Source organism: Streptomyces sp. NBC_01235, assembly GCF_035989285.1.
Taxonomy (GTDB): domain Bacteria; phylum Actinomycetota; class Actinomycetes; order Streptomycetales; family Streptomycetaceae; genus Streptomyces.
In genome coordinates, this window is record NZ_CP108513.1 from 6,103,740 (window position 1) to 6,128,433 (window position 24,694).

Here is a 24,694-nt window from a genome sequence, read left to right on the forward strand (position 1 = left end):
TCGGGGTCACCACCGGGGCGTGGGTTCAGGCCGCGTTGCCCTGGGCCTGCGTGGAGATGTCGGCCCAGTCCTCCCAGGTCTTCAGTCGTTCGGCGTAGGCCTGCGGGACGAGGTGGAGGGGGGCGGTGCCGAAGAAGACCCGCAGGGGCGGGTTGTCGGCGTCCACGATCTTCAGCAGGGCCGGGCCGGTTGCGGTCGGGTCGCCGGTTTCGACTTCGCTCCAGGCGGCGGCCACGGCGGCGCGCAGCTGGTCGTAGGCGGGCAGTTGGGCGGCGAAGGTGGCGGAGGAGCCGGCCCAGTCGGTTTCGAAGCCGGCGGGCTCGACCAGGGTGACCTTGATGCCGAAGTCGGCGACCTCCCGGGCGAGGGCCTCGGTCAGGCCTTCCAGGGCCCACTTGGAGGCGTTGTAGCCGCCCAGGTTGGGGAAGGAGACGATGCCGCCAACCGTGGAGATCTGCACGATGTGGCCGCGGCCCTGGGCCCGCAGGAGGGGCAGGGCGGCCTGGGTGACCCACAGGGCGCCGTAGAAGTTGGTCTCCATCTGGCCGCGGACCTGCTGTTCCGTCAGTTCCTCGACCGCACCGAACAGCCCGTGTCCGGCGTTGTTGACGACGACGTCCAGGCGGCCGAAGTGCTCGTGCGCCCGCGTGACGGCCTCGAATGCGGCGGCCTTGTCGGTGACGTCCAGTTTCAGCGGCAGGATCGCCGCGCCGTGGGCGGCCACCAGGTCCGCCAGGGAGTCGGTGTTGCGGGCGGTGGCCGCGACCTTGTCGCCGCGCTCCAGGGCCGCCTGGACGAACTGGCGGCCGAAGCCGCGCGAGGAGCCGGTGACGAACCAGATCTTGCTCATGGGAAGCACTCCCGTTCGAAGTGAAGTCTTATGAGGCGACCGTACATCGTACTGAGACCGAGTATCAAGATAAGCCGCAGGGTCGATTCGGTACGCCGCCTTGCGCCGGCGAGGCACGTATGACAACTGGAGGACAGAGATGTCTTCACATGTGGCGCCCGGTGACCAAGTGACGTCCGGACTCGACCGGCGTACCGAGCGACGGGCTGCTCTTCCGTCGCGCCTGTGCCGTGGCGGACGAACAGATCGCCGTGCTGCGCGACAGCGGCCGCGCCGAGGACGTCGCCGAACTTGCGGAGACACTGTTCGCCGCAGGGCTGCTGCGCGTAAGCCCGTATCTGGGGAACATGTCGGGACTGACCTTCGAGTCGGCCCACGATCTGTGGCGCGAACGCCAGGCTCGGCACCGCTCGATCCCCGACGATTCCGTCGCCCCGGAAACCGCGGAAATGCCTCCTCCAGTGGTCGCTGCCGGGGAGGCGGTCCGATATCTGCGTGAGGCCGCCGACCTGTCGCACGGGCACAAGCGGGGGCGTGTCCTGAAAGCGCTGGCCGAGGCCCTGTCCATGGTGGCCCGTCTCAGACAGGAGTCGCACGACGAGGAGATGCGCGCGGCTGCCCGTGAGGCGTTCGACGTGCTGGATCCGGTCGAGGATCCCCTCACCCATCTGTACCTGCTGAGAGTCCTGTGCTTACTGGGTGAGCTCTCGCTGCCCGGCGACGTTCAGGACGTGCTGCCCCTGCCGCTGGCCGCCATCCGGGACCGGCAGGGGATGCGGGAGGCCGCGAGCGCCTTCGCCGAGGCGCTCACGCTCGCCGAGGAGGCCCGCCGGCCCGACCTGGAGTTCCAGCTGATCGAGGCCGCCGACCGCGAACTGCCGGACCTGCCCGGGGACTCCTACCGCCGGCGCCGCTGGGTCAGTGAAGTGCACTGTCTGGCTGACAACCGTCTGCGCTGCTCCCCGGGGCCGATGCGAGTGGAGGAGGCCGCGGGACAACTCCGCACCATCGCGGACCGGGACGGCTGGCCTCCCGAGCAGCGCGCGGCGACCTTCATCCACCTCGCAGCGCATGCCCGCGGAAACGACGAGGAACACATCGGCCGCGCTCTCATGGCGGAGGCGCGGGAGCTGGCTCCGGAGCTGTGCGGCCGTTACCGTCAGGCACTCGACTACCTCGACGGCACGCTCTCGTACGACATGGGGCTGCGCACATCGGCGACGGGACAGGAGGCCGTCGCCGCACGTCACTTCGCCGACGCAAGTGCCGCCTACGCCTTGTGCGGCCAGACCGACATGGCGCTGAACAGCCTCGATGCCGCACTGCGCGGTGCGCTGGCGGCCGACGAGGGCAGCGCCGGCGCGGCCGTGGCGGCACTGATCCCCGCCGCCGTGTGGCTGCGGGGCGGCGTCGACGAGGTCATCGGCTGGAAGCTCCGCGACCTGTATCAACGGCTGATCGTCAAACTGAGCGGCCCCGCCATCTCGTACGGTCTGATGATGGCGATTCACCAGGCCGCCAAGGGAATCGACTTCACGGTCATCACCGGGCGGCCCGGCCCGTTCACACCCTCCGCACGACTCTCGCGGCTGCTGGCCCGCATCAAGGCGGACGAATCGCGGCTGTCCGGACCGCTGAGCGAGCCCGAACTGCCGGGCCCCGACGAGGCGATGCTCTTCTACGTGGGCACCGGCGAGTCCGAGCCCGGAGGCGACGCCGAGACGGAGCACCGCAACATGCAGCGTGCCGCGGACCGGTGGATCAGTCAGGAACTCCTCGCCTCCGGCCGCATGGACCGTATGGACCGTATGCCGATGATGTTCCCCGACGAGTTGCAGGCGCTCCTGACCGAGGACACGGTGCTGCTCTCGCTGTATCTCGGCCACACCCAACGGGACGGCACCGAGGCGCCGGTGACCTCGCTGTCCGGCATGGCGGTGACCCGCGACGACATGGAGCACCACACCGTGCTCCTGCCTAACTTCGAAGCCGGGCTCATTCGCTTCATGCGCGCGGGGCACACTCTCTCCGCCCACCCGGTGGTCTTTCACGTCGCTGCCCTACGACAAGCCGTCGTCGCGGACCCGCTGCACCGGCCGGTCAGCCGTGACGCACAAGGGCAGCTCAGGGACGACAGTGTCCCTTATCTGGCGGCCTTCACCGCTTCGCTGGACGGCTGGCGGGCCCAGGGAAAGCGGCACTTGTGCATCTGGCCCAACGGCCCGCTGCACTACCTCCCTTACCACCTCCTGGAGGTCAACGGCCGTCCCCTCGCCGAGGACTGGACCGTCACCCAGGTACCGAGCCTGGGCTTCCTCCGCACGCAGGCACCCGGCCTCCACCGTCCGTCCGGGCGTGGGCTCGTGGCCTTCGCGTCCGCGGCTGGGGGCGCCCGGCACGGGCTCCTCGCGCAGGACGCCCTGGAGACACACGCCGTCCAGGTCGCCGCGGCGATGGGCGGTCACGCGGTGCTGGGAGCCGCGGCGACACCGCGGCGACTGCTCGGCGAACTCGCCGACGCGCGGTACGTCCACGTGGCCGCGCACGGGGCGCACAACGAGTGGGCGTCGTGGTACCAGTGCCTGTTCCTGTCGCCGGATGCAGACAACGACGGTCGTGTCTTCGCCCACGACATCCTTCAGGCCGACCTGCGGGGCGTCGAACTCGTGACGATGAGTTCCTGCGAATCCGCCCTGGGCCGGTTCGACGTCAACGACAATCTGCGCGGCCTGCCCGCCGCGTTCCTGTCCGCCGGCGCCTCGGCCGTCATCGGATGCCTGTGGCCGGTCCACCCACAGGTGGCCACGGAGTTCTTCGGGAGGCTCTACGAGTGCCTCGCGCGGACACCGGACCGGCGGGCCGCTTTCCGTGCCGCGCAGTCGGCCGTCCGCACCCGACATCCGGCCTTCCGGGACTGGGGCGCGTTCTGCTTCATCGGTGACTGGCGCCATTCGGATTCGAACCACGGAGCTGCCTCGTGACCCACCTGGAATTGCCCCTGACCCCGCTCCACGAGATCGACCTGGTGGAGGTGCCCCGGCTGCAGTCGCCTGCACCGCAGCATCGCGTCGAAGGGCGGGTGTCGCTCAGCACCGCCGTCGTCCACCCACTGACGGCGGAGGAGGCAGCCGCAGGCGAGGCGGCATGGCTCGGCTTCCTGACCGCGCAGGCACCGCACAGCGACTATCTCCTCCTCAGCCTCACGTGCGCCTTCCGCCCACCGGCGAATGGCGATCCTTTCGCCGACGCTGCCGTCGGCGTGCTCCTGGAGTCCCCCGGTGAGCCTGCGGACCGACAGCCGATCGCCTGGTCGGTCTCTCCCAAGAAGCGCTCTCACCCGGTGGAGCGTGCCACCACCGTTGCACTGAGCGCCAAACTTGCGATCGTCGAATCAACGCTCGAAGTCACTCCCGGCCAAGGCCGGGAGGAACTCTTCGTCATCGGAATGGGCGAAAGGGACAGCGACCCGGAATGGCGCGTCAAGGCGACCAGTCGTCACCCCCTGATCGGCGACGAGACCTTCACCCTGATCGTCAAGGCCGCCGCCGGCGCTCCCGTCCGGGCCCACATGACGGTGGCAGCAACCATCAAGCACCGCCGCTTCGGCCTGATCCCCTACCGGGCAGACCTCCCCGCCACATTGCGAACCATCGACCTGCGCCGCCGGACCGACCCCCGGGACGGAAACACGACGGCCGCCTCGCGTACGAGCGGCGCCTGAGGCGGAGCGTGATCAGCGCCTCGAATTGGACTGGACAACAACAAACCCCAGGCCACTGACCTGGGGTTTCATATGGAGCGGGTGACGAGAATCGAACTCGCGCTCTCAGCTCGGGAAGCCGCGGTGCTTGGGGAGGCGGATAGCCTCTGAACTGGGCATACGTGCTCTGGTGTGGCGCCCGGGAGCGCATGATCGCACCGTGGTTCACCGGTCTTATGGGCACGCTATGGGCACGGCGCTCGGCGACGGGTGGGTGCCGCGTGGAGTGGCCCAACTTTTGCATGGGGCCGTCCGTGCCCGGGCCGACTGCGCGGAGCCGTTGCGTGTGCACGTGGATAGCCGGCCCCTTCTTGGCGTCACCCGCCCTCGCCCGAGAGGTGGAGCTTGCTGGTGAAGCCGCCCCGGGAGCGTCCGAGGCCCTCGTCGGGGCGGTGCTGCCGGAGCGTGCGTCCTTTCCCGGCACCCTCGGGTCCGTCTCACGTGCCCCGGCCGCCCGAGCGGACCCGCCGATGCGGCGGGGGTCGGATCAAGGCTTGAGCTTGCGTCAGGAAACCGATCGGTTTACTCTTCTGGAAACCGATCGGTTTCACGTTCTCCGGGGAGAGTCATGACTGTTTTGAAGGGCGCGAACGTCTTCGTCACCGGCGGCAGCCGCGGCATAGGCAAGGCCCTCGTGGAAGAGCTGTATGTGCGCGGTGCCGGCAAGGTCTACGCCACGGCCCGCGATCCGCGCAGCGTGACGCACCCGGACGCGGTCCCGGTGGCGCTGGAGGTCACCGACCCGGCTTCCGTGGCGGCCGCTGCCGCGCAGGCGCAGGATGTCACCGTACTGATCAACAACGCCGGTGCCTCGGTCGGCGCGTCCTTCCTCGACTCCCCGATCGACGACATACGCCGGGAGTTCGAGGCGAACTTCTACGGCCCGCTTCTGGTCGCCCGGGCCTTCGTGCCGGTCATCGAGCGCAATGGTGGCGGCCACGTCCTGAACGTGCACTCCGTGCTTTCCTGGCTGGCCCTCGGCGGCTCCTACAGCGCCTCCAAGGCCGCCCTGTGGTCGCAGACCAACTCCCTGCGCCTGGAGCTTCAGTCGCGCGGCATCGCTGTCACCGGACTGCACGTCGGCTACGTCGATACGGACCTCGCGGCTGGCGTCGAGGCGCCCAAGTCCGACCCCCGTGACGTCGCCTCCCTCGCCCTCGACGGCGTCGAGACCGGCGCGTACGAGGTGCTCGCCGACGACATCTCCCGGCAGGTCAAGGCGGGCCTGGCCGGCGACCTGGCAGGGCTGTACCCCCAGCTCGCCAAGTAGGCCGGGTCCCCGGCGGGGCCCCACCACCAACCGCAATTCGTCGGAGAGGGTATTAGTAATGAGCGCGAATTCAGATAAGAAGAAGTTTTACGCCCTGAATATGTTTGACGTGGTCGACCTGGAGAAATACCTTGCGTATTTCAGCCGCTTGCCGGAAGCGGCTCCGCAGTACGGTGGTCGAATGGTGGCGTTTGGTCGCTTCCGGGACAACGTAGCTGGTGACCTCGCGCCACGGCAGGTTCTGTTCCTCGTTGAATGGGAGTCCGAAGAGGCGTTCAACAGGTTCCGGGACGATCCGGAATTGGCCGACCTGCATCCGCTGCGGGAGAGCGGGACGGCGTCCTATATCTGGCAGACGTTCGATGGTTCCGATATGAGTGACCCCGCCGACGTTTCGCTCGACGATGTACTGGCGGTGCTCAAGCCTTAGCCTCGATCTTTCGTGAGGGCCCGCCGACGGAGTCGGTGGGCCCTTTCGCTTTCCGGAGCTGATGGTGGGCAGACCGGCGGCCCGCTGGAGAATCCTGCGTCGGCCGGTGGTGACGCGGCTGTTCGGAAAGCCCGGGCAGCGCCTGTGCGTCAGCCGGCCAGCTGGTTCATCTTGCGGATCTGCCTGTCGAAGACCGCGGCGGGAGCGAGGCGGCGCAGTATGCGTGCGCGTCCGGCCAGGGGACCGGCGGTGTAGCGGGGCTTCGGCTTCGGGTCGGTCGCCGCCGCGACGATCGCCTGGGCGACGACGCCGGGGGCGTCGCCGTTCCTGACCGCCTCCGCCATCACGCGGTCGACGGTCTGCCGCTGCTGCGCGTACGCGTGCAGGGGGGTGTCGGGCTTCGCACTGTTGGCCTCGAATCCGGTCCTGGTGTAGGCGGGTTCGATGATGAGCGCCCGGACGCCGTGGTCACGGACCTCGTGGTCCAGGGACTCGGTGTAGCCCTCGATCGCGTGCTTGGAGGCGGCGTAGGCGGCCATGTAGGGCTGGGGCAGGAACCCGAGCACGGACGAGATGTTGATGATGCGCCCGCGTCGCTGAGCGCGCATGTGCGGCAGGACCTCGTTCACCATGCGCATGACCCCGAAGACGTTGGTGTCGAAGAGGGACCGGGCCTGCTCGACGGAGGTTTCCTCCGCCGCCCCCATCGAGCCGACGCCGGCGTTGTTGACCAGGACGTCGATCCGCCCGAACCGCTCGCTCACTTCCTGGACCGCTGCGGCGACCGAGGCGTCACTGGCGACGTCGAGTCCGAGGAACGTCACGCCGTCGAGCGGGGTGACGCGTGAGGTGTCACGGCTTGTGCCGACCACGTTGAATCCGGCCGCGACGAGGGCGAGCGCGGCTTCCTTCCCTATGCCGGATGACGCACCCGTCACGAGTGCCACCGGCCGATCTGTCGTCATCCTGGACTCCCGCACCCACTCGAAACCGATCAGTTTCCGATAGAGTAAACCGATCGGTTTTCGCATGCAAGTTCAAGCAGGGAGAATGCCGCCATGGGCCGGATCAGTGCGCGGGAGCGGCGTGAGAACGTCATTCGCGCGGCGATCGCCGAGTTCGCGATCGCCGGCTACCGCGGCACCACCACCGCTGCGATCGCCGAGCGGGTCGGCGTCAAGCAGCCGTATCTCTTCCGGCTTTTCTCGGACAGGAAGGCGATCTTCGTCGCCGCTCTGGTGCGGAGCGCGGAAGGCACTCGCTTGGCTTTCGAGAGGGCGGCCGACGGGGTGGAGGGAGGCGAGCAAGCCCGGCAGATGATGGCGGACGCCTATGCGCAGCTGATCTCGACGCGCCCCGAAACGCTCCTGATGCAGATGCAGGGATATGCCGCCGTGGCGGCCTCCGAAGTGCAGGGCGATGACCTGATCGGTGAGGTCGTCCGGGCCGGCTGGATGAGTATCTGGGAAACCGTGCGCCTGTCGTTGGGCGCTGATGCCGACAAGACCGCAAGCTTCTTCGCCTGCGGCATGCTCGGCAACACGCTTACGGCCATCGGGCTTCCATTGGGTGCCGGGGGGTGAGGGAGTCTTCTGGGCGGCGATGCGTCAGTGCACGCCTGCCGCGTCGAGCAGGGTCGTCACGGTGGGCGCGACGAGCCCGGTCAGGTTGTCGGCCTGAATCCCCGCGCGGGCGCTCGCGCCGTCGAAGACCAGGCTGAGCTGCCGGGCCAGCAGATCCGGATCGCCCGCCCCGCCCTGCTCGGCCTCGGCGCGGAAGAAGGCCGTCAGGTTCGCCTTGACCTGGTGGGCCACGCGGCTCGCAGGGTGACTCTGGTCCTTGAGCTCGATCTGCACGGCCAGATACCGACAGCCTCGGAACTCGGGCGCTCCTGCCTGCGATTCCACCTGCTCGAAAACGTGCAGGATCCGCTCGCGGGGTGACCGGCCGTCGTCCATCGCGGGCAGGAGAGTCGCCACGTAGGCGGAGGCGCGCTCCTTCAGGCTCGCTGCCAGGAGTTCGTCCTTGCTCTCGAACAGCTGATACATGGAGCGCTTCGACACCCCCGCCGCCTTGCACAGCGCCTCGACGCCGATGTTGACGCCGTCTCGGTAGGTGAGCGTGGCCGCCGCCTCCAGCAGGCGCTCCCTGGGGCTCAGTTTCACTTCGGTGCTCATGCCGTGAGGTTAACCCGGAGTGGACGAAATGAAAACCGATCGGTTTCCGGAGGTCTCCGGCGAGGGCTCGGCGACGGCCTGGGGAAGGGCCGTCGCCGAGCCGTGAGGGTGTGCGCGCCTGCCGTCCCCGTCAGGACGACGCACACCGGGGCCACTGCGAGTGATGGCCCGTCTTGGGTGACCTGCCGCTCATGACGTACGGGTCTCTCGGTCGGTGGACGCGGAACGCCTCGCCGGGGGATGCCAGCCACCGGTGACTTCCTTGACGGGCTTGTGGGGGAAGCGGCGCCGGGCGTACTCCTGTGCGTGGGAGTCCGGCAGGACGTACAGGGTTTCCTTCTTGTCCTGGAGCGGTCGCAGGACGGTGTCCATGAAGTTCTTGCGGTCGTCCAGGTACGGGCCCAGGACGTCCTCGCCGGCGGGGCAGACAGCGAGGCAGTAGCCGGACTTGTAGCCGGGCGGAGAGCTAAGGCTCTGCCACATGGAAGCGCTCTCGGAATCGCTGACCCGGGAGCGGTAGTCGGCCGCGTCCTCGCTGTCGGCCACCGTCTGCGCCCAGTCGGTGAACCCGCTCATGAACTCTCGGTAGTTGTGCGTGGTGCAGGCCAGCGCGTCGAATGCCCCGTCCTTGGCGATGGCGCCGACCGGACAGGCGGCGACGCACAACTTGCAGTCGATGCAGGGGTTGTAGTTCAGAGCCTGCCCGTACTCGCTCACCTCCGCGTCCACCAGGACGGTGACCAGCAGCACGAAGCTGCCGAACTTCGGGTGGATGACATTGCGGTGCAGGCCCATCACGCCGAGCCCGGCGGCCACCGCGACTGTCTTGTGCGCCACCACCCAGATCCGTTCGCTGGGGAAGCGGTCCATCTCCTGGGGGAAGCCGACGGAGGGATTGAGTGCGCGGTAGCCGGCGTCCTGGAGGGCCTGGGTGACGCTGCGGGCAGCGTGGTTGGCCTGTTCGTCGGTCTGGTGGAACTCCTGGTTGGCCACGCTGCGGGCGGGGGAGCGGCAGTTGTCGCGGTTCATCCGGACCGCCATCGCGATCAGGGTGCGGGTGCCGGGCAACGCGGACAGCGCGTGCTCGCGCTCGCCGGCCAGGTCCGGGTGGTCCAGGCTGACCGCAGCGACGTCGTCCGCCCCGGCCGCCAGGCACAGCTCGCGCAGCCAGGCCGTGTCGATCACCGCGGGCGGGCGGCCCACGTCACCGGTCCTGCGCCGGGCGAGTACGGCCCGTACTGACGGGTGGGCCGCCAGCTTCGCCGGAAGCGGGGGACGGGTGGGTTGCCCCTCGGTGTCACGCGCGGCAGTCATCCGTGCTCCTGGGGGTGTGAGTACAAGGCTCGCCGCCACGGGCGAGAAACCGATCAGTTTCACCACCGTAAACCGATCGGTTTTCGCGCGCAAGCCCAAGCGGCGGGCCTCTCCTGCGGACTGTCGATCAGGTTCCTCGCGGGCGTCGGCGATCGATCGTCGGGCGATCAGGGCTCAGCCCGCGAGTCAGGCCCTCGGCTGGCAACGGGCGTGGGGGGACCCCATGGGAGTTGCTCGGTCGCCGGGGGGCGGCTGCGACCGGCCGAGCGCATCGCTCGCCGCGGCTGCTCGTCACGCGATGCGTCAGCGCATGTCAGCCGCATCGAGCAGGGCGGCCACGGTGGGGGCGATGAGCCCGGCCTGCGTGTCGGCTTTGATTCCCGCACGGGCGCTGGCGCCGTCGAAGACCAGGATCAGCTGCCGGGCCAGCAGGTCCGGGTCGCTCGCCCCGCCCTGTTCGGCCTCGGCGCGGAAGAAGGCTGTCAGGTTCTCCTTGACCCGATGGGCCACCCGGCTCGCGGGGTGGCTCGGGTCCTTGAGCTCGATCTGTACGACGAGGTACCGGCAGCCCTGGAAGTCGGGTGCACCCGCCTGCGCCTCCGCCTGTTCGAAGACATGCAGGATCCGCTCGCGGGGTGGACGGTTGTCGTCCGTCGCGGGAAGGAGTGCCGTCACATAGGCGGAGGCGCGTTCCTCCAGGCTCGCCGCCAGCAGTTCGTCTTTGCTCTCGAACAGCTTGTACATGGAGCGCTTGGACACCCCCGCCGCCTTGCACAGCGTGTCGACGCCGATGTTGACGCCGTCTCGGTAGGTGAGCGTGGCCGCTGCCTCCAGCAGTCGCTCTCGGGAGCTTGGCATTGCTTCGGTGGTCATATTGCGAGGTTAACTCGATTCCAGCCCATGGGAAACCGATCGGTTTACGATGCTGGCCGGGGTGCGCTACGGCGCCGCCCACGGCCGAGTCGGTTCGGCGCCGCCGTGGTCTCCAGAATGGTCGGTGTGTCTCACCGGCCTCAAAAGCTCGGCCCCCATCGTGCGTGCCCTCGACCGGCGATGATGGGTCTGCTGAGGACGGAACGCACGGGACCGTCTCGGAGATGCCCCTGTCCTGCGCTGATGTGTGCCTGGAGGGCACCCATCAGCGCAGGACATTTCTCACCACGGTGGATTCGGACTCAGTGGGCGATCACAGGCTCGCCCTCCGACGGCGCCAGAGCTGAATTCGGCATCAGGAACGCCGTGAGCACCGCGCCGACCACGAAGATCCCGGCGCCCCATGCCAGGGTGGCCGTGTAGCTCTCGACCCCGGCCTGGGCCATGGTCAGTGCGCCCGGCTTGTGCGAGGAGAGGTAGTCGGTCGCGGCCGATGAGGCAACGGTGGTCAGCAGCGCCGTGCTGATCGAGCCGCCCACCTGCTGGCTGGTGTTGATCAGTGCCGAGGCGACGCCCGCGTCCTCGTGGTGCACGCCTGCGGTCGCACCCTGGAACGAGGTGGTCATCACCGCACCGATACCGAGGCCCAACAGGATCATGCCCGGCATGATGTCGGCGAGGTAGCCGCTGTCCAGCGTGAGCCGGGTCAGCAGGGCCATGCCGGACGCGGAGACCAGGAAGCCGGCGCTGACCACGACCTTCGGGCCGACCTTGGGCAACAGCAGCGAAGGCACCGTGGTCGACGAGGCGACGATGCCCCCGACCATCGGCAGGAAGGACAGACCGGCCTCGATCGGCGAGTAGCCGATGCTGGCCTCCAGGTAGTAGGTCAGGAACAGGAAGATCGAGAACATCCCCATGCCCAGGACGAACACGGCCAGGAACGAACCACCTCGGGTCCGGTCCAGCACGACTCGCAGCGGCAGCAGCGGATGCGCGACCCTGCGCTCCAGCCGGGCGAATACCGCGAGCAGCACCACGCCGCTGATCATGGAGCCGAGGGCGACCGGGTCGGTCCAACTGGTGGATTCGACGTGCGCGAACCCGTAGACGATGCCGAACAGCGCGGCGCTCACCACGACGGTGCCAGGAATGTCGATCTTGGGTCGTTCGGTGACCACGGGCTTGGCCAGCAACAGCAACGCGCCGACCAGTGCGACGCCCGCGAAAATGACGTTCACGTACATCACCCAGCGCCACGACGCCCATTCGGTGAGCATGCCGCCGAGCAGGAGTCCGACCGCGGCACCCGCACCGGACAACGCACTGAAGATGCCGAAGGCTTTCGGCCTTTCGGCCGGGTCGGTGAAGGTCACGCTGAGCAGCGAGAGCGCCGCGGGCGCGAGCAGTGCGGCGAACAGTCCCTGGGCCACGCGTGCCGCGACGAGTATGTCGAAGCTGCCGGCCGCGCCGCCGACGACGGATGCGGCCGCGAAACCGATCAGGCCGGTCGCGAAGGTCGTACGTCGACCGAACAGGTCACCGAGTCGGCCCCCGAGCAGCAGCAGGCTGCCGAACGCCAAGGCGTACCCCGTGATGACCCACTGCCGGCTGCCGTCACTGAAACCGAGGTCATGTTGCGCTTCGGGCAGGGCGATGTTCACGACGGTCGCATCGAGCGTGACCATGAGCTGTGCCACGCCCAGCACGACGAGCACCCACCAGCGCACGGCATGTGAGCCGCGGCGGCCCGAGTCTGTTTTCCCCGAAGCGGGCGCTCCGCGGTCGAAGGTGGTACTCACTTTTCTCCTCAGTCGCTGGGCATGGGACGACCGTCGGTCGGAAACCGATCGGTTTCCACTTAGGAAAACAGATCGGTTTCCTCGGTGCAAGTGAACGTGTCGCATCTGGCCCGGGAGTGACCCGACGGGGGCGAAGTCCGCGTAGGCCGACGGTGCTGCCTCGACCGGCCCCTGGTTGTTCGGCGTCGACGCCTTGTGTCGCACCTTCAAGACCGAGCGCGACCGCCGCGACCACCGGCCTTGCGGACCTCTTGACCATGAAGGGAAGCCGCCTCGAACTGCGCGACCTCGTCTCCGGCGGCGTGGTGACCGTGGACCCGGCCGCCGGGCCCGAGCGGGCGCTCAGGTTCTCCGCGGCGGCCATTGCGATCCGCGACCTGAAGACGGCCGTACCCGTCGGCCCGCAGATCCGGCACATCGACGGAGCGCCCGGCTCGACATCCGCGCTGCGAGGCGACCGCATCACCATGTACGTCGAGAGCCCGACGGGCACCCTCTCCGGCCTCGAAGGCGTCCCCCTTGCCTCCAGCCCTCCGCCTCCACCTCGAGCCCGACACCGTCCCGGAGTGGCTCTACGGCACGGTCGGGAAACTCGACCTCAAGCTCCAACTGGGCTTGGACGACGCCGACATCGACCAGGCGGGACAGGCAGGCGGAGAGCTCGTCGTCCCAGGCGTCCACGGGTACGGAACGCCCCGGTGAAGTCGGGGGCCTGCCGGGCTTGCGCCTGGAAACCGATCGGTTTACCTTAGTGGAGACCGATCGGTTTCTCCGGTGAGAGTCATGACCGTTTTGGTAATCCCCTTCCACGCAAGGAGTCGGCGAGATGCCCAGCCGAGAGTCACGTCCCACGATTCGCATTCCGGGGACCACCAGCCACACCATCGCCCCGCGCGCGGGATCTGTCGACCGCGAGGGAACGCTGCGCTACCTCAAGGCGGGCACCGGCGCCCCCCTGGTCCTGCTGCACACCGTGCGCACCCAGGCCGAGCACTTCCGCCACCTCATCCCGCTGATCGCGGACCGGTACACCGTGTACGCCCTCGACCTGCCGGGGATGGGCTACTCCGAGATCGTGCCCGGGGCGTCGTACGACGAGCCCGCGATGCGTGCGGGCGTCGAGCGCCTGCTGACCGAACTCGACCTGAATGACGTGACGTTGGTCGGGGAGTCCATGGGCGCGGTGCTCGCCCTGACCGCCGCGGCCGATCTCCCGGAGCGGGTACGACGCGTCGCCGCGGTCAACACATACGACTTCCGCGGCGGAATCGCCCGCTCAAGTCTTCTCGCCCGTGTAGTGGTCAGCGGTGTCCTCGCGCCCGGCGTGGGCCCCGTGATCGCCGGGGTCGAGCCCAAGCCCGCCCTCCGCACGATCCTTCAAGGCGGCCTCGGCGACAAGAGCGCGCTGCGTGAGGACTACATGGACGAACTCCTCCAGGTGGGCAGCCGCCCCGGCTACCCGACCGTCGCCCGGGCCGTGTACCAGGCCCTGCCCAGCCTCATCGCGGCCCGCTCGCGCTACCCCGAGGTCAAGGCGCCCGTCCACCTCGTCTACGGGGAGAAGGACTGGTCCCGGCCCTCGGACCGGGAGGCCAACAAGAAGCTGCTGCCCGCCGCCGAGTTCACGCAGGTGCCGAAGGCCGGCCACTTCATCGCCCTGGAACGGCCTGATGTGCTGGCCGACCTGCTGAACGCGGTGGCCTGACCGTCCCGAGAGCGCCGTGGCCACCCCCGTTCGGGTGTAGTGCGTGACCGGGACCGGGTCGCGGACGTCACCGGTGTGGTCTCCGTCGGACAGTACCCGGCCATCGGCGGAGAGGACCTGGCCGAGGCGTTCAGCACCCGGCTCGGGCGGACCGTGACCTACGAGGCGACCGACCCCCACGCCTTCTTCGCGCCGCTCGCTCCCGCGTTCGGCGAGCAAGCCATTGCCGCCATCGCAGACAGGTACCGAGCCCTCAGTACGCAGCCGGACCACTCGATCACAGCCGAGCGCTCCGCCCGGAAGCTCCTTGGTGTGCCCCCCGGACCTCTGGCCAGTGGCTGGCCGACATCGATCTCTGGCGCGGATCGGCGACGTTGTCGGGACGCCCCGGTCGAGGCGGGGACCGCCGTCTGGTCCCCGCCAGGAAAGTGTTCTCGCAGCCGGGCGGGTCAGAAGCGGGATGACGGCCGAGGCGCCGATGTTACGGCGGGGTGGATACGGTTCAGCGTCGCTTTGTCGCTCGTCGCTCCGGCTGCCGATTGGAGCGTGCCGACGTGCCGTCTGTGGCGAGGCCGCGGCCGTCAGGACTGAGGGCGAGGGCACCGATTGCCTCTGCGGTGTCACCGAGGGACCTGAGGGAAGGCGTTGCGCAGGACTCTGGCGCAGCGGTGCTGCCGGCCGTCCACAGGGCGACGCGGCCGGTGCGGTCACCCGCCGAGAGGCTGTGGCCGTCTGGGCTGAGCTCCGGCGCGGTGATGTGCTGCCCACCCTGGACGAGACCCAGCGCGACGGCTCCGGCCGGAGCCGTCGCGCTGGGTCTCGGTTGTCACCAACGGCCTGCTTCTCGCGGGGCTCGGCGCCAGAAGCGGCAGCCGGAGCGACGAGCGACAAAGCGACGCTGAACCAGGCTGCGGTGTCCGAAGTCCGCAAGCGCCGCGTTCAGGCGAGGCTTGCAGATCAGGACTCAGGGGCGGGCGCTGTCCGAGAAGACCTCGATCTTCACGCCGACTGCGCGCCGGTGCTGATCTGTTGGGTGAGCTTGAGCAGTTCTTCGACGTGGTAGATCTCGGTGATCTTGCCGTCGACAACGCGGATGATGTCGGTGCCATTGATATCGACCGGGTTGCCGCTGGCGGCGAACCCGAAGGCGTCTCCGGTGTGGGTCCCGGTCATCCGCCAGTGGAGGACCACCCAGCCGCCGGGAAGCTCCTGCTGGAAAAGGATCCGGTGCTGCGTGTCGGTGAATCCGTCGCGGACCGCGGCGATCAGCGCTCGCATGCCGTCGATGCCCGAGGCGGCGCCGTCAGCGGGGTTGTGGTCGATCAGATCCGGGGCGAACACCTCGTCTGCCCCGGCGACATTGCCGGTGTCGTAGAGCTCAAGGTTGCGCGCGGCAATCCGCAACGCGGTGGTCGTGGCCGAGCGCACCATCTCGCTTGCGGTGTTGGCCGTACTGATCGCGGTCATGAGGTCCTCCCATGGTGTGTGGTGCGGGCTGATCCAGCCCTACGGTTCCCCAACGGAACCAGTTACATCTAATGAACTGATAGGGACCGCGTGAGCGATATGGATCACTCTCTGCCGGAACGCCGGTCGGCCGTTCCTGACCGTGTCGGACAGGGCGTGGGCAGCGCTGATCGCGCCCGTCTACAACTTGCCCGTCCTGAAATCCGCGCTGCTTTTGAGAACCGCGGAGTCCACGCTCCAGTTCTCCGGCTGAACCCTCTCCCAGAGACTTCCCTTGCCGAGTTCCCTTCCCAGCTGGTCTTCGCGACGGAACCACTCCTCCGCGCTTCTGATCCTGGCGGGGTGGATTTCGTCGAGTAGAGCGTAGTCCCTGGTGATGATTCCGTGCTTCCACACATTCCAGAAGCCTGTGAAATTGTCACGGAAGCTCATGGTGCTCTTGTCGTTGGGGTCGGCGTTGTATCCGGCAGGGTGATCCGCGATCCCCTTCAGGTCCGGGCTGTTCCAATATGTTTCCAGATCGGTGTCGATGTACTGCGCCGGATGGCCGGTGACCTTCTCGAAAGCCGCCGCCATATCGGCATAGGTCATGTGCTCGATGGCGACTTCGAGGTCCATGCCATTGGCTCGCTCCGGATGGTCGAAGAGCCAGCGGACATAGAATCCGCAGTCTTCGAGAGCCACATGCGGAACGGCTCCATCGCCGAGCGGGACTCGCCACGTGACGACGCCGTCCTCGATGCTGGGTTGCATGGGAGTGAGCGGCGAGATCACCATCTCGATGTAGGGACCCGAGGTGAAGACCGCTGCTCCCATGCGGTCCCTGTTCTTCTCGTTCTGGAACAGTACCCATTCGGCCATGCGGCCTTTGCCGTCATAGTGACCGGTGCGGAACCTGGAGTCGTAGCCTGACTTCTTGAGGGCGTAGTCCAGGTTTCCGTAGACGAAGAACTTGATTCCTTCTTCGATCGCTATCTCGTATGTGCGGATGGCCCAGTAGGTCTCGGTCTTCTCGCCGGTGTTGAACCCGTCGATGTTGATGAACGCCCCGTCGCAGCCGCGAAATCCTTCGCGCAGCACGTCCTCGTCGGCGAATGACCCTTCGAGGATGGAGACGTTGCCGAGTGCGAGGAGAGCCTGGGCCCGGGGAGATGTGGCATCCCGAGTGAGCACCCGGACGGAGTACTTCTTGTCGGCGACAAGAGCGCGGACAATGGGTATTCCTTGAGCCCCTGTGCCGCCGATGACGAAGATGTTGGATGTGGCATGAGAAGACATGGTTTTTGACTCCGAGGTTGAGTGCGCACGCGATCGGCACGCGCCGGGTGCGGCGCATTCGGGACCGACCTCTGCATCAGCCCTGCGGTCAATGGCGCCGATCGACTGACGCTCGCCGATGACCGGAGGCCATGAGCACTTCGGAAACCGATCGGTTTCCCATACGGTACACCGATCGGTTTCCATGCGGCAAGCGCCCGGGGCCCGGTTCTTCCCGGCTGAGCGGTGCAAAGGTGTCTGCGGGCTGGGCGCGTGGCGTCCAGCTCTCTGGGGCCTCAGCCCGGCATCACCGTGACCTCAATGGGTGATCGGCATGCTCGCCGAGCCGTCGCCGGCCGCGCTGCTGCGCGGTCCGCTGGAGGCCGTCGGCCTGGGCGGGGTCGCCTCGTCGGTGGCGACCGTGCCGGGCGTGGTCGTTTCCACGGTCGTGTTGATGGTGGTGGGCGAGCTGGTGCCGAAGAGCATCGCGCTCGCGGCCCGCGCCCCGACCGCGCTGCTGCTCGGGCCGCCGCTGGTGGTCCTCACCCAGGCGCTCAAGCCGGAGGGCGCTGAAGAGGACCTCGGAGGGGATGCCGAAGCGGTCGCACAGGCGGGCGGCCATGGCGAAGGCCAGGGATTGCACGAGGGAGGTGCCGATGTGGGGGGCGCCGTTGATCTGGGTACCGACGACGAGCACGATGCGCGCCGGCGGAGGTCACATCGCCCCCGGTCGCTTTCACCGTGGTTCCCCGCTGTTCCCCGCTCTATCTGGTGCGCTTGTGGCGCGTCGGCTGTGTCCTTGCCTGGCGCCGTCGGCTCGTCGGCTCCCCCGTACAGATCGGCGCGGAGACGCTCCTTGGCCGTTTCGAGCGGCGGTGCCCGGTCGACTTCGGTATGCCGAAGCACGGCGGCAATGCCCGCCAGGCGCAACCGGACACCAGCACGTAGACGATCGCTGCGAACAGCGTCTCATCAGGCGTGTCCTGCGTCCCGTCGCCCTGCGGCCGCAACCTCGACAGCGGGGTCAGCGGCTTCGCGATCTCCCGCAGCCCGTCGGGAGCGATCCAACTCCATGTTCCCCGCCCCATACCGGAGTACGACCGCCTCACCACGTAGGAAACGGTCTAAGCACCGCAAATACTCTATGGGCAGTGCACCTAGGGGCAACCGGGATGATTGGGTGGATTGATGCCCTTCACCGTCAGACTAGGCCGACGGGCTATATCACGCGAATTTCGCACACAATCAGGCCGCGAAAATCGACACCTCAAGTTTGACTCAAGCGGATTGCTGACGTTCTGCTTTACGTGCGAGAGTTCACCTCGACCGACAAGTGCAGGTGCAAGTAGTCTTTTCTCAGGGGGAAATTTCTCAATGAATACTGTTCGTATGGGTGCCAAGGTCACGGCTCTTGCGGTGCTGGCTCTGCCCATGCTCGGGAGCACTGCCTACGCCGCGCCGCAGGCTGGGGCCTCTGCTACTCCGCTGGCCAGCGGCACCGTGCACACCTCGTGGGGCTGCGACAACAACCCGACGGTGAACCGCTTCAACACGTCGTACACGCCCGGGAACAATTCCGTCACCGTCTACTACAACAACCACTGCAACCACAGCGTGAAGTACCGCGTGGAGTTCTTCGACACGAAGAACCAGGAGAACCACATGTCAAACTGCGTCACGGTCGCTGCCGGCACGAAGAGCCACAAGAAGTTCGACAAGAGCATCTTCGACAACGTCACAGGCGTCTGGAAGTGCTGACGCTAGCCTAATTTTCGCTCGCTCTTCGACGGAAATTAAATGAACGGGATAGACGGCTTTCGCCTGGTGAGTTTTGGCAAAATTCACCAGGCGAAAGCCGTCTATCTTCCTGCTTGACCGAGCAGAGGGTGGTCTCCTCCGTCCGGTGCATGACCAGACGCACCCCATCGAACTTCGGCTGGTGCCGCATCAGGCAACGTTCGCCCTGTCATGATCTGTCGCCCAGTTCCTGCGCTAAAGGCTGTCCCGTAACGGAGGTCGACGTCTCAGGCATACTGGCGCTCGTTGCCGCTGTGGTCCGGATCCAGGACGGGAGCCTGAGTGCCTGAGCTGCGCTGTGAAGCGGTTCGTTGGGTCAATGACGAGCCGTTTCCCGGCATCGTCGAGGTTCAGTTCGTTGATGCTGCGGGACAACGCTGGTGCTTGATCGACAAGAGCGCAATTTTCGCGCAATTCGCCGAGCTGACCCCCGACTCGGTCTACCCGGTGAAGGTCACGGTGGCGTGCGTGATCCAGGACGACGTCGAAGCGACGGCCGGCGACGAGGTCGTGACGGTCTCCACCTCGCCGGACGGGGTCACGACGCCGGACGGACGGGACACGTTCACTGTTAGACCAAGCCAGCTCATCCCGTGAGCGCGAGGTTGTGGAGTCGGGCGATGCCGAGCATGGCCTGGTGAACGCCGTTCCCCTTGAGACGGCAGTCCCGCAGGATCTTCCAGTTCTTCAACCGGGACAGTGCATGTTCCACCCGCGCGCGGGCTCTGCGGTGGACGGTGTTCTCCGCCTCCTGTTGCGCGCTGAGACGCTTCTGGCCGCGCCGTTTACGGTGCGGGATGAGGACGCCGGTGCCCTGGTAGCCACCATCCGCGATGACCGGGGCTCCGCGGCAGGCCCGGTTTACACCGGACTCGGCAAAGGCCCGGCAGTCGTTGCGACTGCCGGGCAGCGGGATGCCGATCGCCACGACCAGGCGGCTGTTGGCGTCGATGACGACCTGCAGGTTGGTCGAGTACCGGTAGTTCTTGCTGGAGGCGGCGATGCTGCGGTCGCGGGTGGGCACCAAGGTGCCGTCGACGATGTAGACGGTGTCCTTCCGCGGCCGACGCGCCGGTGAAATCGCGAGCAGCGGGGCGAGGTGATCGAGGATGCGGTCGGCTGCGGACTTCGAGACCCCGAACAGCGGAGCCACCTGCCGCAACGTCAGGTTCGTGCGCCAGTACGTGGCTACCAGCAAGACGCGGTCCGCCAGCGGCAGCCGCCACGGCCTGCCCCGCTGAACGTCACCTCCACGGCGCCGCACCAACGCCACCAGCTTGCCGAACTGCACTTCGGTCAGCCCGGAGAACGGCTCGATCCACTTCGGATCATCCGCTGAGATCACCCCACCCATGACCGAGCAACGGACCAAGTGCCACACCAGTTACGGAACAACCTCTAGTGGCGGCGAGTGTGCTCACGACCGTTCTTCTGTGGGGAGCCCCGGGGGCTGGCAGCGCCGCCCAAATCCTTCCCTTGTGGGCCGACTTCATGGCGCGCGGCTCGTTGGCCATGGCTGCGTATGTCTGGCTGAGCCGCTGCCTCCGGACTCGGCTTGTGCAACGATCTGTTGCCAGGTAGCGACCTCAGCTTGGGAAGCTCGGGTTCTTTGGCAGCGGTTACCGTGCTGACCTGCGGTGGAGTCCTGTTGGAGCCCTGGTCGCACCCGGGGCGCTTCCCGCTGTTCCCCGTGGTTCCCCGTGGTTCCCCGCAGGATCTGGCACTGGCGCGCTCCCGACGTCAGCGCGGCCAACTTCGGCGTCTACGCCGAGAAGTGGGTCGAGGAACGGGAGCTGGCTGTTCGTTCCGAGGACCTTTACAAGCATCTCCTTCGGCTGCACATCCTCCCTGCCTTCGGGACGCTCGACCTGGACGAGATCACCGCTCCCCGCCTCCGTGAATGGCGGGCTGAGCGCCTCCGCACCACCAAAGCGAAGACCACCGTCGCCAAGTCGTACCGCCTCCTGAAAGGCATCCTTGAGACCGCTGTCGACGATGACCTGATCACCCGCAACCCGTGCCGGATCAAAGGCGCGGGCAAGGAGTCGACCGCTGAACGGCGCATCGCCACCGTCGCCCAGGTCGATGCCCTTGCCGACGCGATCGGAATCCGCTGGCGGCTCATGGTCTACCTGGGCGCGTACGGCCCCATGCGCCCCGAGGAGCTGGCCGGCCTTCGCCGCCGGGACGTCGACCTCGACACCCTGGTGATCCGCGTCCGTGTCGCCGAACCGGAGCGCACCAACGGCAAGCGGGCTCCCGGCGAGACCAAGTCCGACGCAGGTGTCCGAGCCGTCGTCCTCCCGGCCTTCCTCCACAAGGAGGTGAAGCAGCACCTCGCCTGGTTCGCCGAGAAGGAGCCCGGCGGCCTGCTCTTCGTCGGCGAGAAGGGCGCCCCTTTCCGGCGCACCTCCTTCGGACGGAAATGGCGGCGCGCCCGTGCTGTCGTCGGCCTCCCGGACGGCTTCCGCTTCTACGACCTTCGTCACACCGGACACACGCTCTCGACCCGTTCGGGCGCGACCCTCAAAGACACGATGGTCCGCGCCGGCCAGTCCTCCGAGAAAGCCGCGCTGATCTATCAGCACTCCGACGACGAGCGGCAGCGAGAGGTGGCCTCCGGCCTCGACGACCTGGTCCGCGCCGAGCGTGCGAAGCACCACAAGGGCAACCCCGCGCACCACAAGGACAAGCCCACCGGCACCTCGCAGCGCCCTTATGGTGCGGATGTGGTGCGCGCACCGCCCACTGGTCTAGACAACAAAGAACCCCCCGGTCAATGACCTGGGGGTTTGTCGTGGAGCGGGTGACGAGAATCGAACTCGCGCTCTCAGCTTGGGAAGCTGATGTTCTACCATTAAACTACACCCGCGTAAGACGCCGGTCGGGACCGGTGTCGGAACGCTCCGTCACTCTACCTCATGCCAGGCCCCGGGCGCCGAAGCCCTGGGGTCTGACTGCGTTTCAGGGGAGGGATCCGGCTGCGAGGGGCCGGAGTTGGGGCGTACGCTGGAGGGGTGGAAGAGGGGTCGGGCGGGGTCGGAGTGCCGCCTGGAGGGCCGTCCCGTTCGTCCCGTAATGTGGCTTTCAGTGTCCGGCGAGCAGTAGCCGGACGCGGCTCTTTGGGGAAGGGACTCTAGGACTTGATGGAGCGCACCGTCGTCCGTTGTGCCGATGGGCACGTGTTCAGCACTGCTTCGTTCCCGATGCAGCAGGCCGAGCGGCTCGGTCCCGGGCGGCTCGTCCGGTGTCCTCGGTGTGCCCGGTTGCGGAACGCCGTGCCGGTGACTCTCGAGAAGCGGTAGCCGTAGAGGGGACAGAGGAGCTTGCGGCCTGGCGCGCGGAGTCGTCCGATTGTGGTGGCTCCGCGCGCCTTGCGTATCCTCGGGACGTGCTTCTCTCAGACAAGGACATCCGGGCCGAGATCGACGCCGGACGCGTACGGATCGATCCCTACGACGAATCCATGGTGCAGCCGTCGAGCATCGATGTCCGGCTCGACCGGTACTTCCGGGTGTTCGAGAACCACCGGTACCCGCACATCGATCCGTCCGTCGAGCAGGCCGACCTGACCCGGCTCGTGGAGCCCGAGGGCGACGAGCCGTTCATTCTTCATCCCGGGGAGTTCGTGCTCGCCTCCACCTACGAGGTCATCACGCTTCCCGACGATCTTGCCTCGCGGCTCGAGGGGAAGAGTTCCCTCGGGCGGCTCGGGCTGGTCACCCACTCCACCGCCGGGTTCATCGACCCCGGGTTCTCCGGGCACGTGACGCTGGAGCTGTCCAACCTCGCCACCCTGCCGATCAAGCTCTGGCCCGGCATGAAGATCGGCCAGCTGTGCATGTTCAAGCTCAGCTCGCCGGCCGAGTCCCCGTACGGCAGTGAGCGGTACGGGTCGCGATACCAGGGCCAGCGCGGGCCGACGGCCTCCCGGTCCTTCCTCAACTTCCATCGGACGCAGGTGTGAGCGGCGGCATGGGCGAGGTTCGGGAGAATCTCACCTACGAGCAGTTCGGGACCGCCGTCCGCGAACTCGCTCAGGCCGTCGCCGACGACGGGTACGTACCCGACATAGTCCTCAGCATCGCCCGCGGCGGTGTCTTCGTCGCCGGCGGGCTCGCCTATGCCCTCGACTGCAAGAACCTTCACCTGGTGAACGTCGAGTTCTACACCGGGGTGGGGACCACCCTCGAGATGCCCGTCATGCTCGCGCCCGTCCCGAACGTCATCGACTTCTCGGACAAGAAGGTCCTCATCACCGACGATGTCGCCGACACGGGCAAGACGCTCAAGCTCGTCCGCGACTTCTGCCTGGACACCGTCGCCGAGGTGCGCAGCGCCGTCATCTACGAGAAGTCGCACTCGCTCGTGAAGTGCGAGTACGTGTGGAAGCGGACCGACGACTGGATCAACTTTCCGTGGAGTGTTCTGCCCGTCGTGCGTAAGGCGGGGGAGCCGATCACGCCGTCCCGGGAAGCCCGCTGACCATCCGATGACCGGCAGATGACCAGCCGGGCCGAGGCCTGTCCGGGAGCGGCGGTCGTCCTCGTCGCGGAGACGGCGCTCGTCGCTAGGGACCGCGCTTGTCGTCGTCCAGAGGGCGTCCGACGGCGGCCATCGTCAGCCGGTGCCCGCCGCGTCCCCTACGCACGCCTCACCGGCCTCACCGGCCACCACGCGGCGTGGTTCTCCACCTGTCCCAGCGGTACGGAGGCGCCTCGGGTGCGGATGCCGGCCCGGGCCTGGGCCCGGGCCGTCCGCATGGTCGGCGACGAACGTCAGAACGTCAGAACCTCAGAACGTTCCCAGCTTCACGATCGACAGCAGGGCGATCAGCTGGATCGACGACGCGCCCAGCGCCTTCGGCCACGGCAGGTCGTGCGAGCGGGTGACCATCAGGGTCAGGAGCGCGCCGGCCGCCACCCACGTCGCCCAGCCGAGCAGCTGGACGAACGACGCGTCGCCGCCGAAGAACATCGCGACGACCAGACGCGGGGCGTCCGTGAGGGACATGATCAGCATGGAGAGGCCGACCGTGGGCTGCCACGCGCCGTCGCCGCCGAGCTGGCGGGCCAGCGTGTGGGTGACCACGCCCAGCACGAAGGAGCTCAGCACCATCGCCACGGCCGTCGTCAGGACGATCGGGATCGCGTTGGAGAGCGTCGCGTTTATCGCGTCCGTGCGCGCGCCGTCGAAGCCGAAGACCGCGAGCAGGCCGTAGAGGAACGTGACGACGAGGGCGGGGCCCCACATCGTGTAGTCCCGCATCTGGAGGAAGGTCTGCTGGGGGGCGAGGACGATGCCCTTCAGCAGCTCCTTCCAGTGCAGGCGCGGACCGATCGGGCCCGCCGGGGCCGAGCCGGCGTGGTACGTACCACCCTGGTTGTACTGGTCGTACTGGTTGTGCTCGTCGATCGAGAAGGCCTGGGTGTGACCAGGGTTGTTCGCGGCGTACGGGTCGTACGGGGCGCCCCCCGGACCACCGGCACCGGCGGGACCGCCCGGGCCACCGGAGCCGCCCGGAGCGCCGTACGGGGCGTCGCCGCCGAAGTACTCCGGCTCGTCGCCGTTCTGGCCGCCGTATCCGCCGCCGTTCGCCTGCGGCCACTGGCCGCCGCCCGCGCCCGTGCCGCCGTACTGCGGCCGCTGCTGCGGGTACGGCTGCTGGGCCGACGGGTAGCCGTACGACGGCCCCGAGGGTCCCGTGGGCGCCGACGGTCCCGAGGACCGCGACGGTCCCTGGGGCGCCTGCTGCCCGTACGGAGGGTGTTGCGGTCGCGCTTGCGGGGCACGGTTGTCCCGGCCGCCGCGTCCGATCCTGAATCCAGCCACGCCTTCGAACGTACCTGGTCCCGCAGAGTGACGGGCCGGGGCCGCCGTTCGCGCACGGCTTTGCTGCCGAGCTGTGACATCCCCTAAGGGGAGTAACGGGGTTGGCGTCAGGGCTTCGTCAGGGGAACACGACGCCCCCGCGTCCGGGTGGGACACGGGG

At 67.8% G+C, this 24,694-nt stretch carries 22 protein-coding genes, 1 tRNA gene and 3 pseudogenes; 13 read left to right on the forward strand and 13 right to left on the reverse strand.

Annotated elements, in window-relative coordinates; genetic code table 11:
- Positions 1 to 25 precede the first annotated feature (25 nt).
- On the reverse strand, positions 26 to 850 hold the full coding sequence (locus OG289_RS27265) for an SDR family oxidoreductase (protein WP_327316654.1): 825 nt from the start codon (positions 848 to 850) through the stop codon (positions 26 to 28).
- A 230-nt stretch (positions 851 to 1,080) separates the two neighbouring features.
- Here OG289_RS27265 and OG289_RS27270 point away from each other — a divergent pair, with 230 nt between their 5' ends.
- Positions 1,081 to 3,831: a CHAT domain-containing protein gene (locus tag OG289_RS27270; RefSeq protein ID WP_327316655.1), complete on the forward strand. Its 2,751-nt coding sequence runs from the start codon at positions 1,081 to 1,083 to the stop codon at positions 3,829 to 3,831.
- Positions 3,828 to 4,571, forward strand: a complete 744-nt coding sequence (locus OG289_RS27275; protein ID WP_327316656.1) for a hypothetical protein — start codon at positions 3,828 to 3,830, stop codon at positions 4,569 to 4,571. The genes OG289_RS27270 and OG289_RS27275 overlap by 4 nt, the downstream gene beginning before the upstream one ends.
- Positions 4,572 to 4,930: 359 nt before the next feature.
- Here OG289_RS27275 and OG289_RS27280 read toward each other — a convergent pair.
- Positions 4,931 to 5,064: pseudogene (locus OG289_RS27280) on the reverse strand (IS5/IS1182 family transposase); the annotation flags it as partial.
- Positions 5,065 to 5,178: 114 nt separating this feature from the next.
- Between OG289_RS27280 and OG289_RS27285 the strand changes: the two are divergent.
- A complete protein-coding gene (locus OG289_RS27285) occupies positions 5,179 to 5,880 on the forward strand; it encodes an SDR family oxidoreductase (RefSeq protein WP_327316657.1) in 702 nt (233 codons plus the stop codon).
- A 58-nt stretch (positions 5,881 to 5,938) separates the two neighbouring features.
- Positions 5,939 to 6,310 (forward strand): DUF1330 domain-containing protein, encoded by a 372-nt coding sequence (locus tag OG289_RS27290; RefSeq protein WP_327316658.1) that lies wholly within the window; start codon positions 5,939 to 5,941, stop codon positions 6,308 to 6,310.
- A 149-nt stretch (positions 6,311 to 6,459) separates the two neighbouring features.
- On the opposite strand, the gene OG289_RS27295 is transcribed toward OG289_RS27290, so the two are convergent.
- On the reverse strand, positions 6,460 to 7,275 hold the full coding sequence (locus tag OG289_RS27295) for an oxidoreductase (protein ID WP_327316659.1): 816 nt from the start codon (positions 7,273 to 7,275) through the stop codon (positions 6,460 to 6,462).
- A 93-nt stretch (positions 7,276 to 7,368) separates the two neighbouring features.
- Between OG289_RS27295 and OG289_RS27300 the strand changes: the two genes are divergently transcribed.
- Entirely contained in the window at positions 7,369 to 7,893 is a 525-nt protein-coding gene (locus OG289_RS27300) for a TetR/AcrR family transcriptional regulator (protein WP_327316660.1), read from the forward strand.
- Between the two features lie 24 nt (positions 7,894 to 7,917).
- Here OG289_RS27300 and OG289_RS27305 read toward each other — a convergent pair whose 3' ends face one another.
- The 4 genes from OG289_RS27305 to OG289_RS27320 all read right to left on the reverse strand — a co-directional run bounded on the left by OG289_RS27305 (position 7,918) and on the right by OG289_RS27320 (position 12,476).
- Positions 7,918 to 8,487 (reverse strand): TetR/AcrR family transcriptional regulator, encoded by a 570-nt coding sequence (locus tag OG289_RS27305; protein WP_327316661.1) that lies wholly within the window; start codon positions 8,485 to 8,487, stop codon positions 7,918 to 7,920.
- Positions 8,488 to 8,676: 189 nt separating this feature from the next.
- On the reverse strand, positions 8,677 to 9,801 hold the full coding sequence (locus tag OG289_RS27310) for a 4Fe-4S binding protein (protein WP_327316662.1): 1,125 nt from the start codon (positions 9,799 to 9,801) through the stop codon (positions 8,677 to 8,679).
- Between the two features lie 303 nt (positions 9,802 to 10,104).
- A complete protein-coding gene (locus OG289_RS27315) occupies positions 10,105 to 10,674 on the reverse strand; it encodes a TetR/AcrR family transcriptional regulator (protein WP_327316663.1) in 570 nt (189 codons plus the stop codon).
- A 302-nt stretch (positions 10,675 to 10,976) separates the two neighbouring features.
- A complete protein-coding gene (locus OG289_RS27320; RefSeq protein ID WP_327316664.1) occupies positions 10,977 to 12,476 on the reverse strand; it encodes an MFS transporter in 1,500 nt (499 codons plus the stop codon).
- Between the two features lie 519 nt (positions 12,477 to 12,995).
- Between OG289_RS27320 and OG289_RS27325 the strand changes: the two genes are divergently transcribed.
- Positions 12,996 to 13,178, forward strand: coding sequence for a hypothetical protein (locus OG289_RS27325; protein WP_327316665.1), 183 nt, complete (start codon positions 12,996 to 12,998; stop codon positions 13,176 to 13,178).
- 124 nt (positions 13,179 to 13,302) lie between these two features.
- A complete protein-coding gene (locus tag OG289_RS27330) occupies positions 13,303 to 14,181 on the forward strand; it encodes an alpha/beta fold hydrolase (protein WP_327316666.1) in 879 nt (292 codons plus the stop codon).
- Positions 14,182 to 15,180: 999 nt separating this feature from the next.
- On the opposite strand, the gene OG289_RS27335 is transcribed toward OG289_RS27330, so the two are convergent.
- Entirely contained in the window at positions 15,181 to 15,648 is a 468-nt protein-coding gene (locus tag OG289_RS27335; RefSeq protein WP_327316667.1) for an ester cyclase, read from the reverse strand.
- Between the two features lie 180 nt (positions 15,649 to 15,828).
- Positions 15,829 to 16,926, reverse strand: a complete 1,098-nt coding sequence (locus OG289_RS27340) for an NmrA family NAD(P)-binding protein (RefSeq protein WP_327316668.1) — start codon at positions 16,924 to 16,926, stop codon at positions 15,829 to 15,831.
- A 270-nt stretch (positions 16,927 to 17,196) separates the two neighbouring features.
- On the opposite strand from OG289_RS27340, the pseudogene OG289_RS27345 reads away from it, so the two are divergent.
- Positions 17,197 to 17,396 (forward strand): annotated as a pseudogene (locus tag OG289_RS27345) (hypothetical protein); the annotation flags it as partial.
- Between the two features lie 378 nt (positions 17,397 to 17,774).
- Here OG289_RS27345 and OG289_RS27350 read toward each other — a convergent pair.
- Positions 17,775 to 17,993, reverse strand: a pseudogene (locus OG289_RS27350) (transposase); the annotation flags it as partial.
- Between the two features lie 301 nt (positions 17,994 to 18,294).
- On the opposite strand from OG289_RS27350, the gene OG289_RS27355 reads away from it, so the two are divergent.
- Together OG289_RS27355 and OG289_RS27360 are read left to right on the forward strand one after the other, a co-directional pair.
- A complete protein-coding gene (locus OG289_RS27355) occupies positions 18,295 to 18,663 on the forward strand; it encodes a hypothetical protein (RefSeq protein ID WP_327316670.1) in 369 nt (122 codons plus the stop codon).
- 321 nt (positions 18,664 to 18,984) lie between these two features.
- Positions 18,985 to 19,299, forward strand: a complete 315-nt coding sequence (locus OG289_RS27360) for a hypothetical protein (RefSeq protein ID WP_327316671.1) — start codon at positions 18,985 to 18,987, stop codon at positions 19,297 to 19,299.
- Here the strand turns inward: OG289_RS27360 and OG289_RS27365 are convergent.
- Complete coding sequence (locus OG289_RS27365; RefSeq protein WP_327316672.1) at positions 19,289 to 20,056, reverse strand: transposase; 768 nt, start codon at positions 20,054 to 20,056, stop codon at positions 19,289 to 19,291. The two genes, OG289_RS27360 and OG289_RS27365, sit on opposite strands and share 11 nt — an antisense overlap.
- Before the next feature lie 346 nt (positions 20,057 to 20,402).
- Here OG289_RS27365 and OG289_RS27370 point away from each other — a divergent pair, with 346 nt between their 5' ends.
- Positions 20,403 to 21,485, forward strand: a complete 1,083-nt coding sequence (locus OG289_RS27370; RefSeq protein ID WP_327316673.1) for a tyrosine-type recombinase/integrase — start codon at positions 20,403 to 20,405, stop codon at positions 21,483 to 21,485.
- Between the two features lie 15 nt (positions 21,486 to 21,500).
- Here OG289_RS27370 and OG289_RS27375 read toward each other — a convergent pair.
- Positions 21,501 to 21,574, reverse strand: a tRNA-Gly gene (locus OG289_RS27375).
- A gap of 519 nt (positions 21,575 to 22,093) precedes the next feature.
- On the opposite strand from OG289_RS27375, the gene dcd reads away from it, so the two are divergent.
- Both dcd and OG289_RS27385 read left to right on the forward strand, forming a co-directional pair.
- Positions 22,094 to 22,669 (forward strand): dCTP deaminase, encoded by a 576-nt coding sequence (dcd, locus tag OG289_RS27380; RefSeq protein WP_327316674.1) that lies wholly within the window; start codon positions 22,094 to 22,096, stop codon positions 22,667 to 22,669.
- Between the two features lie 8 nt (positions 22,670 to 22,677).
- Positions 22,678 to 23,187, forward strand: a complete 510-nt coding sequence (locus tag OG289_RS27385) for a phosphoribosyltransferase (RefSeq protein WP_327316675.1) — start codon at positions 22,678 to 22,680, stop codon at positions 23,185 to 23,187.
- A 309-nt stretch (positions 23,188 to 23,496) separates the two neighbouring features.
- On the opposite strand, the gene OG289_RS27390 is transcribed toward OG289_RS27385, so the two are convergent.
- The gene (locus OG289_RS27390; RefSeq protein ID WP_327316676.1) at positions 23,497 to 24,534 is read right to left on the reverse strand and encodes a Yip1 family protein; all 1,038 of its coding nucleotides are present in this window, start codon (positions 24,532 to 24,534) and stop codon (positions 23,497 to 23,499) included.
- Between the last annotated feature and the right edge of the window lie 160 nt (positions 24,535 to 24,694).

Coding starts and splice junctions, on each gene's coding strand:
- OG289_RS27265 (WP_327316654.1), bottom strand. CDS start 850: ATGAGCAAGATCTGGTTCGTCACCGGCTCCTCGCGCGGCTTCGGCCGC.
- OG289_RS27285 (WP_327316657.1), top strand. CDS start 5,179: ATGACTGTTTTGAAGGGCGCGAACGTCTTCGTCACCGGCGGCAGCCGC.
- OG289_RS27290 (WP_327316658.1), top strand. CDS start 5,939: ATGAGCGCGAATTCAGATAAGAAGAAGTTTTACGCCCTGAATATGTTT.
- OG289_RS27295 (WP_327316659.1), bottom strand. CDS start 7,275: ATGACGACAGATCGGCCGGTGGCACTCGTGACGGGTGCGTCATCCGGC.
- OG289_RS27300 (WP_327316660.1), top strand. CDS start 7,369: ATGGGCCGGATCAGTGCGCGGGAGCGGCGTGAGAACGTCATTCGCGCG.
- OG289_RS27305 (WP_327316661.1), bottom strand. CDS start 8,487: ATGAGCACCGAAGTGAAACTGAGCCCCAGGGAGCGCCTGCTGGAGGCG.
- OG289_RS27310 (WP_327316662.1), bottom strand. CDS start 9,801: ATGACTGCCGCGCGTGACACCGAGGGGCAACCCACCCGTCCCCCGCTT.
- OG289_RS27315 (WP_327316663.1), bottom strand. CDS start 10,674: ATGACCACCGAAGCAATGCCAAGCTCCCGAGAGCGACTGCTGGAGGCA.
- OG289_RS27330 (WP_327316666.1), top strand. CDS start 13,303: ATGCCCAGCCGAGAGTCACGTCCCACGATTCGCATTCCGGGGACCACC.
- OG289_RS27335 (WP_327316667.1), bottom strand. CDS start 15,648: ATGACCGCGATCAGTACGGCCAACACCGCAAGCGAGATGGTGCGCTCG.
- OG289_RS27340 (WP_327316668.1), bottom strand. CDS start 16,926: ATGTCTTCTCATGCCACATCCAACATCTTCGTCATCGGCGGCACAGGG.
- OG289_RS27355 (WP_327316670.1), top strand. CDS start 18,295: ATGGGTGCCAAGGTCACGGCTCTTGCGGTGCTGGCTCTGCCCATGCTC.
- OG289_RS27365 (WP_327316672.1), bottom strand. CDS start 20,056: ATGGGTGGGGTGATCTCAGCGGATGATCCGAAGTGGATCGAGCCGTTC.
- OG289_RS27385 (WP_327316675.1), top strand. CDS start 22,678: ATGGGCGAGGTTCGGGAGAATCTCACCTACGAGCAGTTCGGGACCGCC.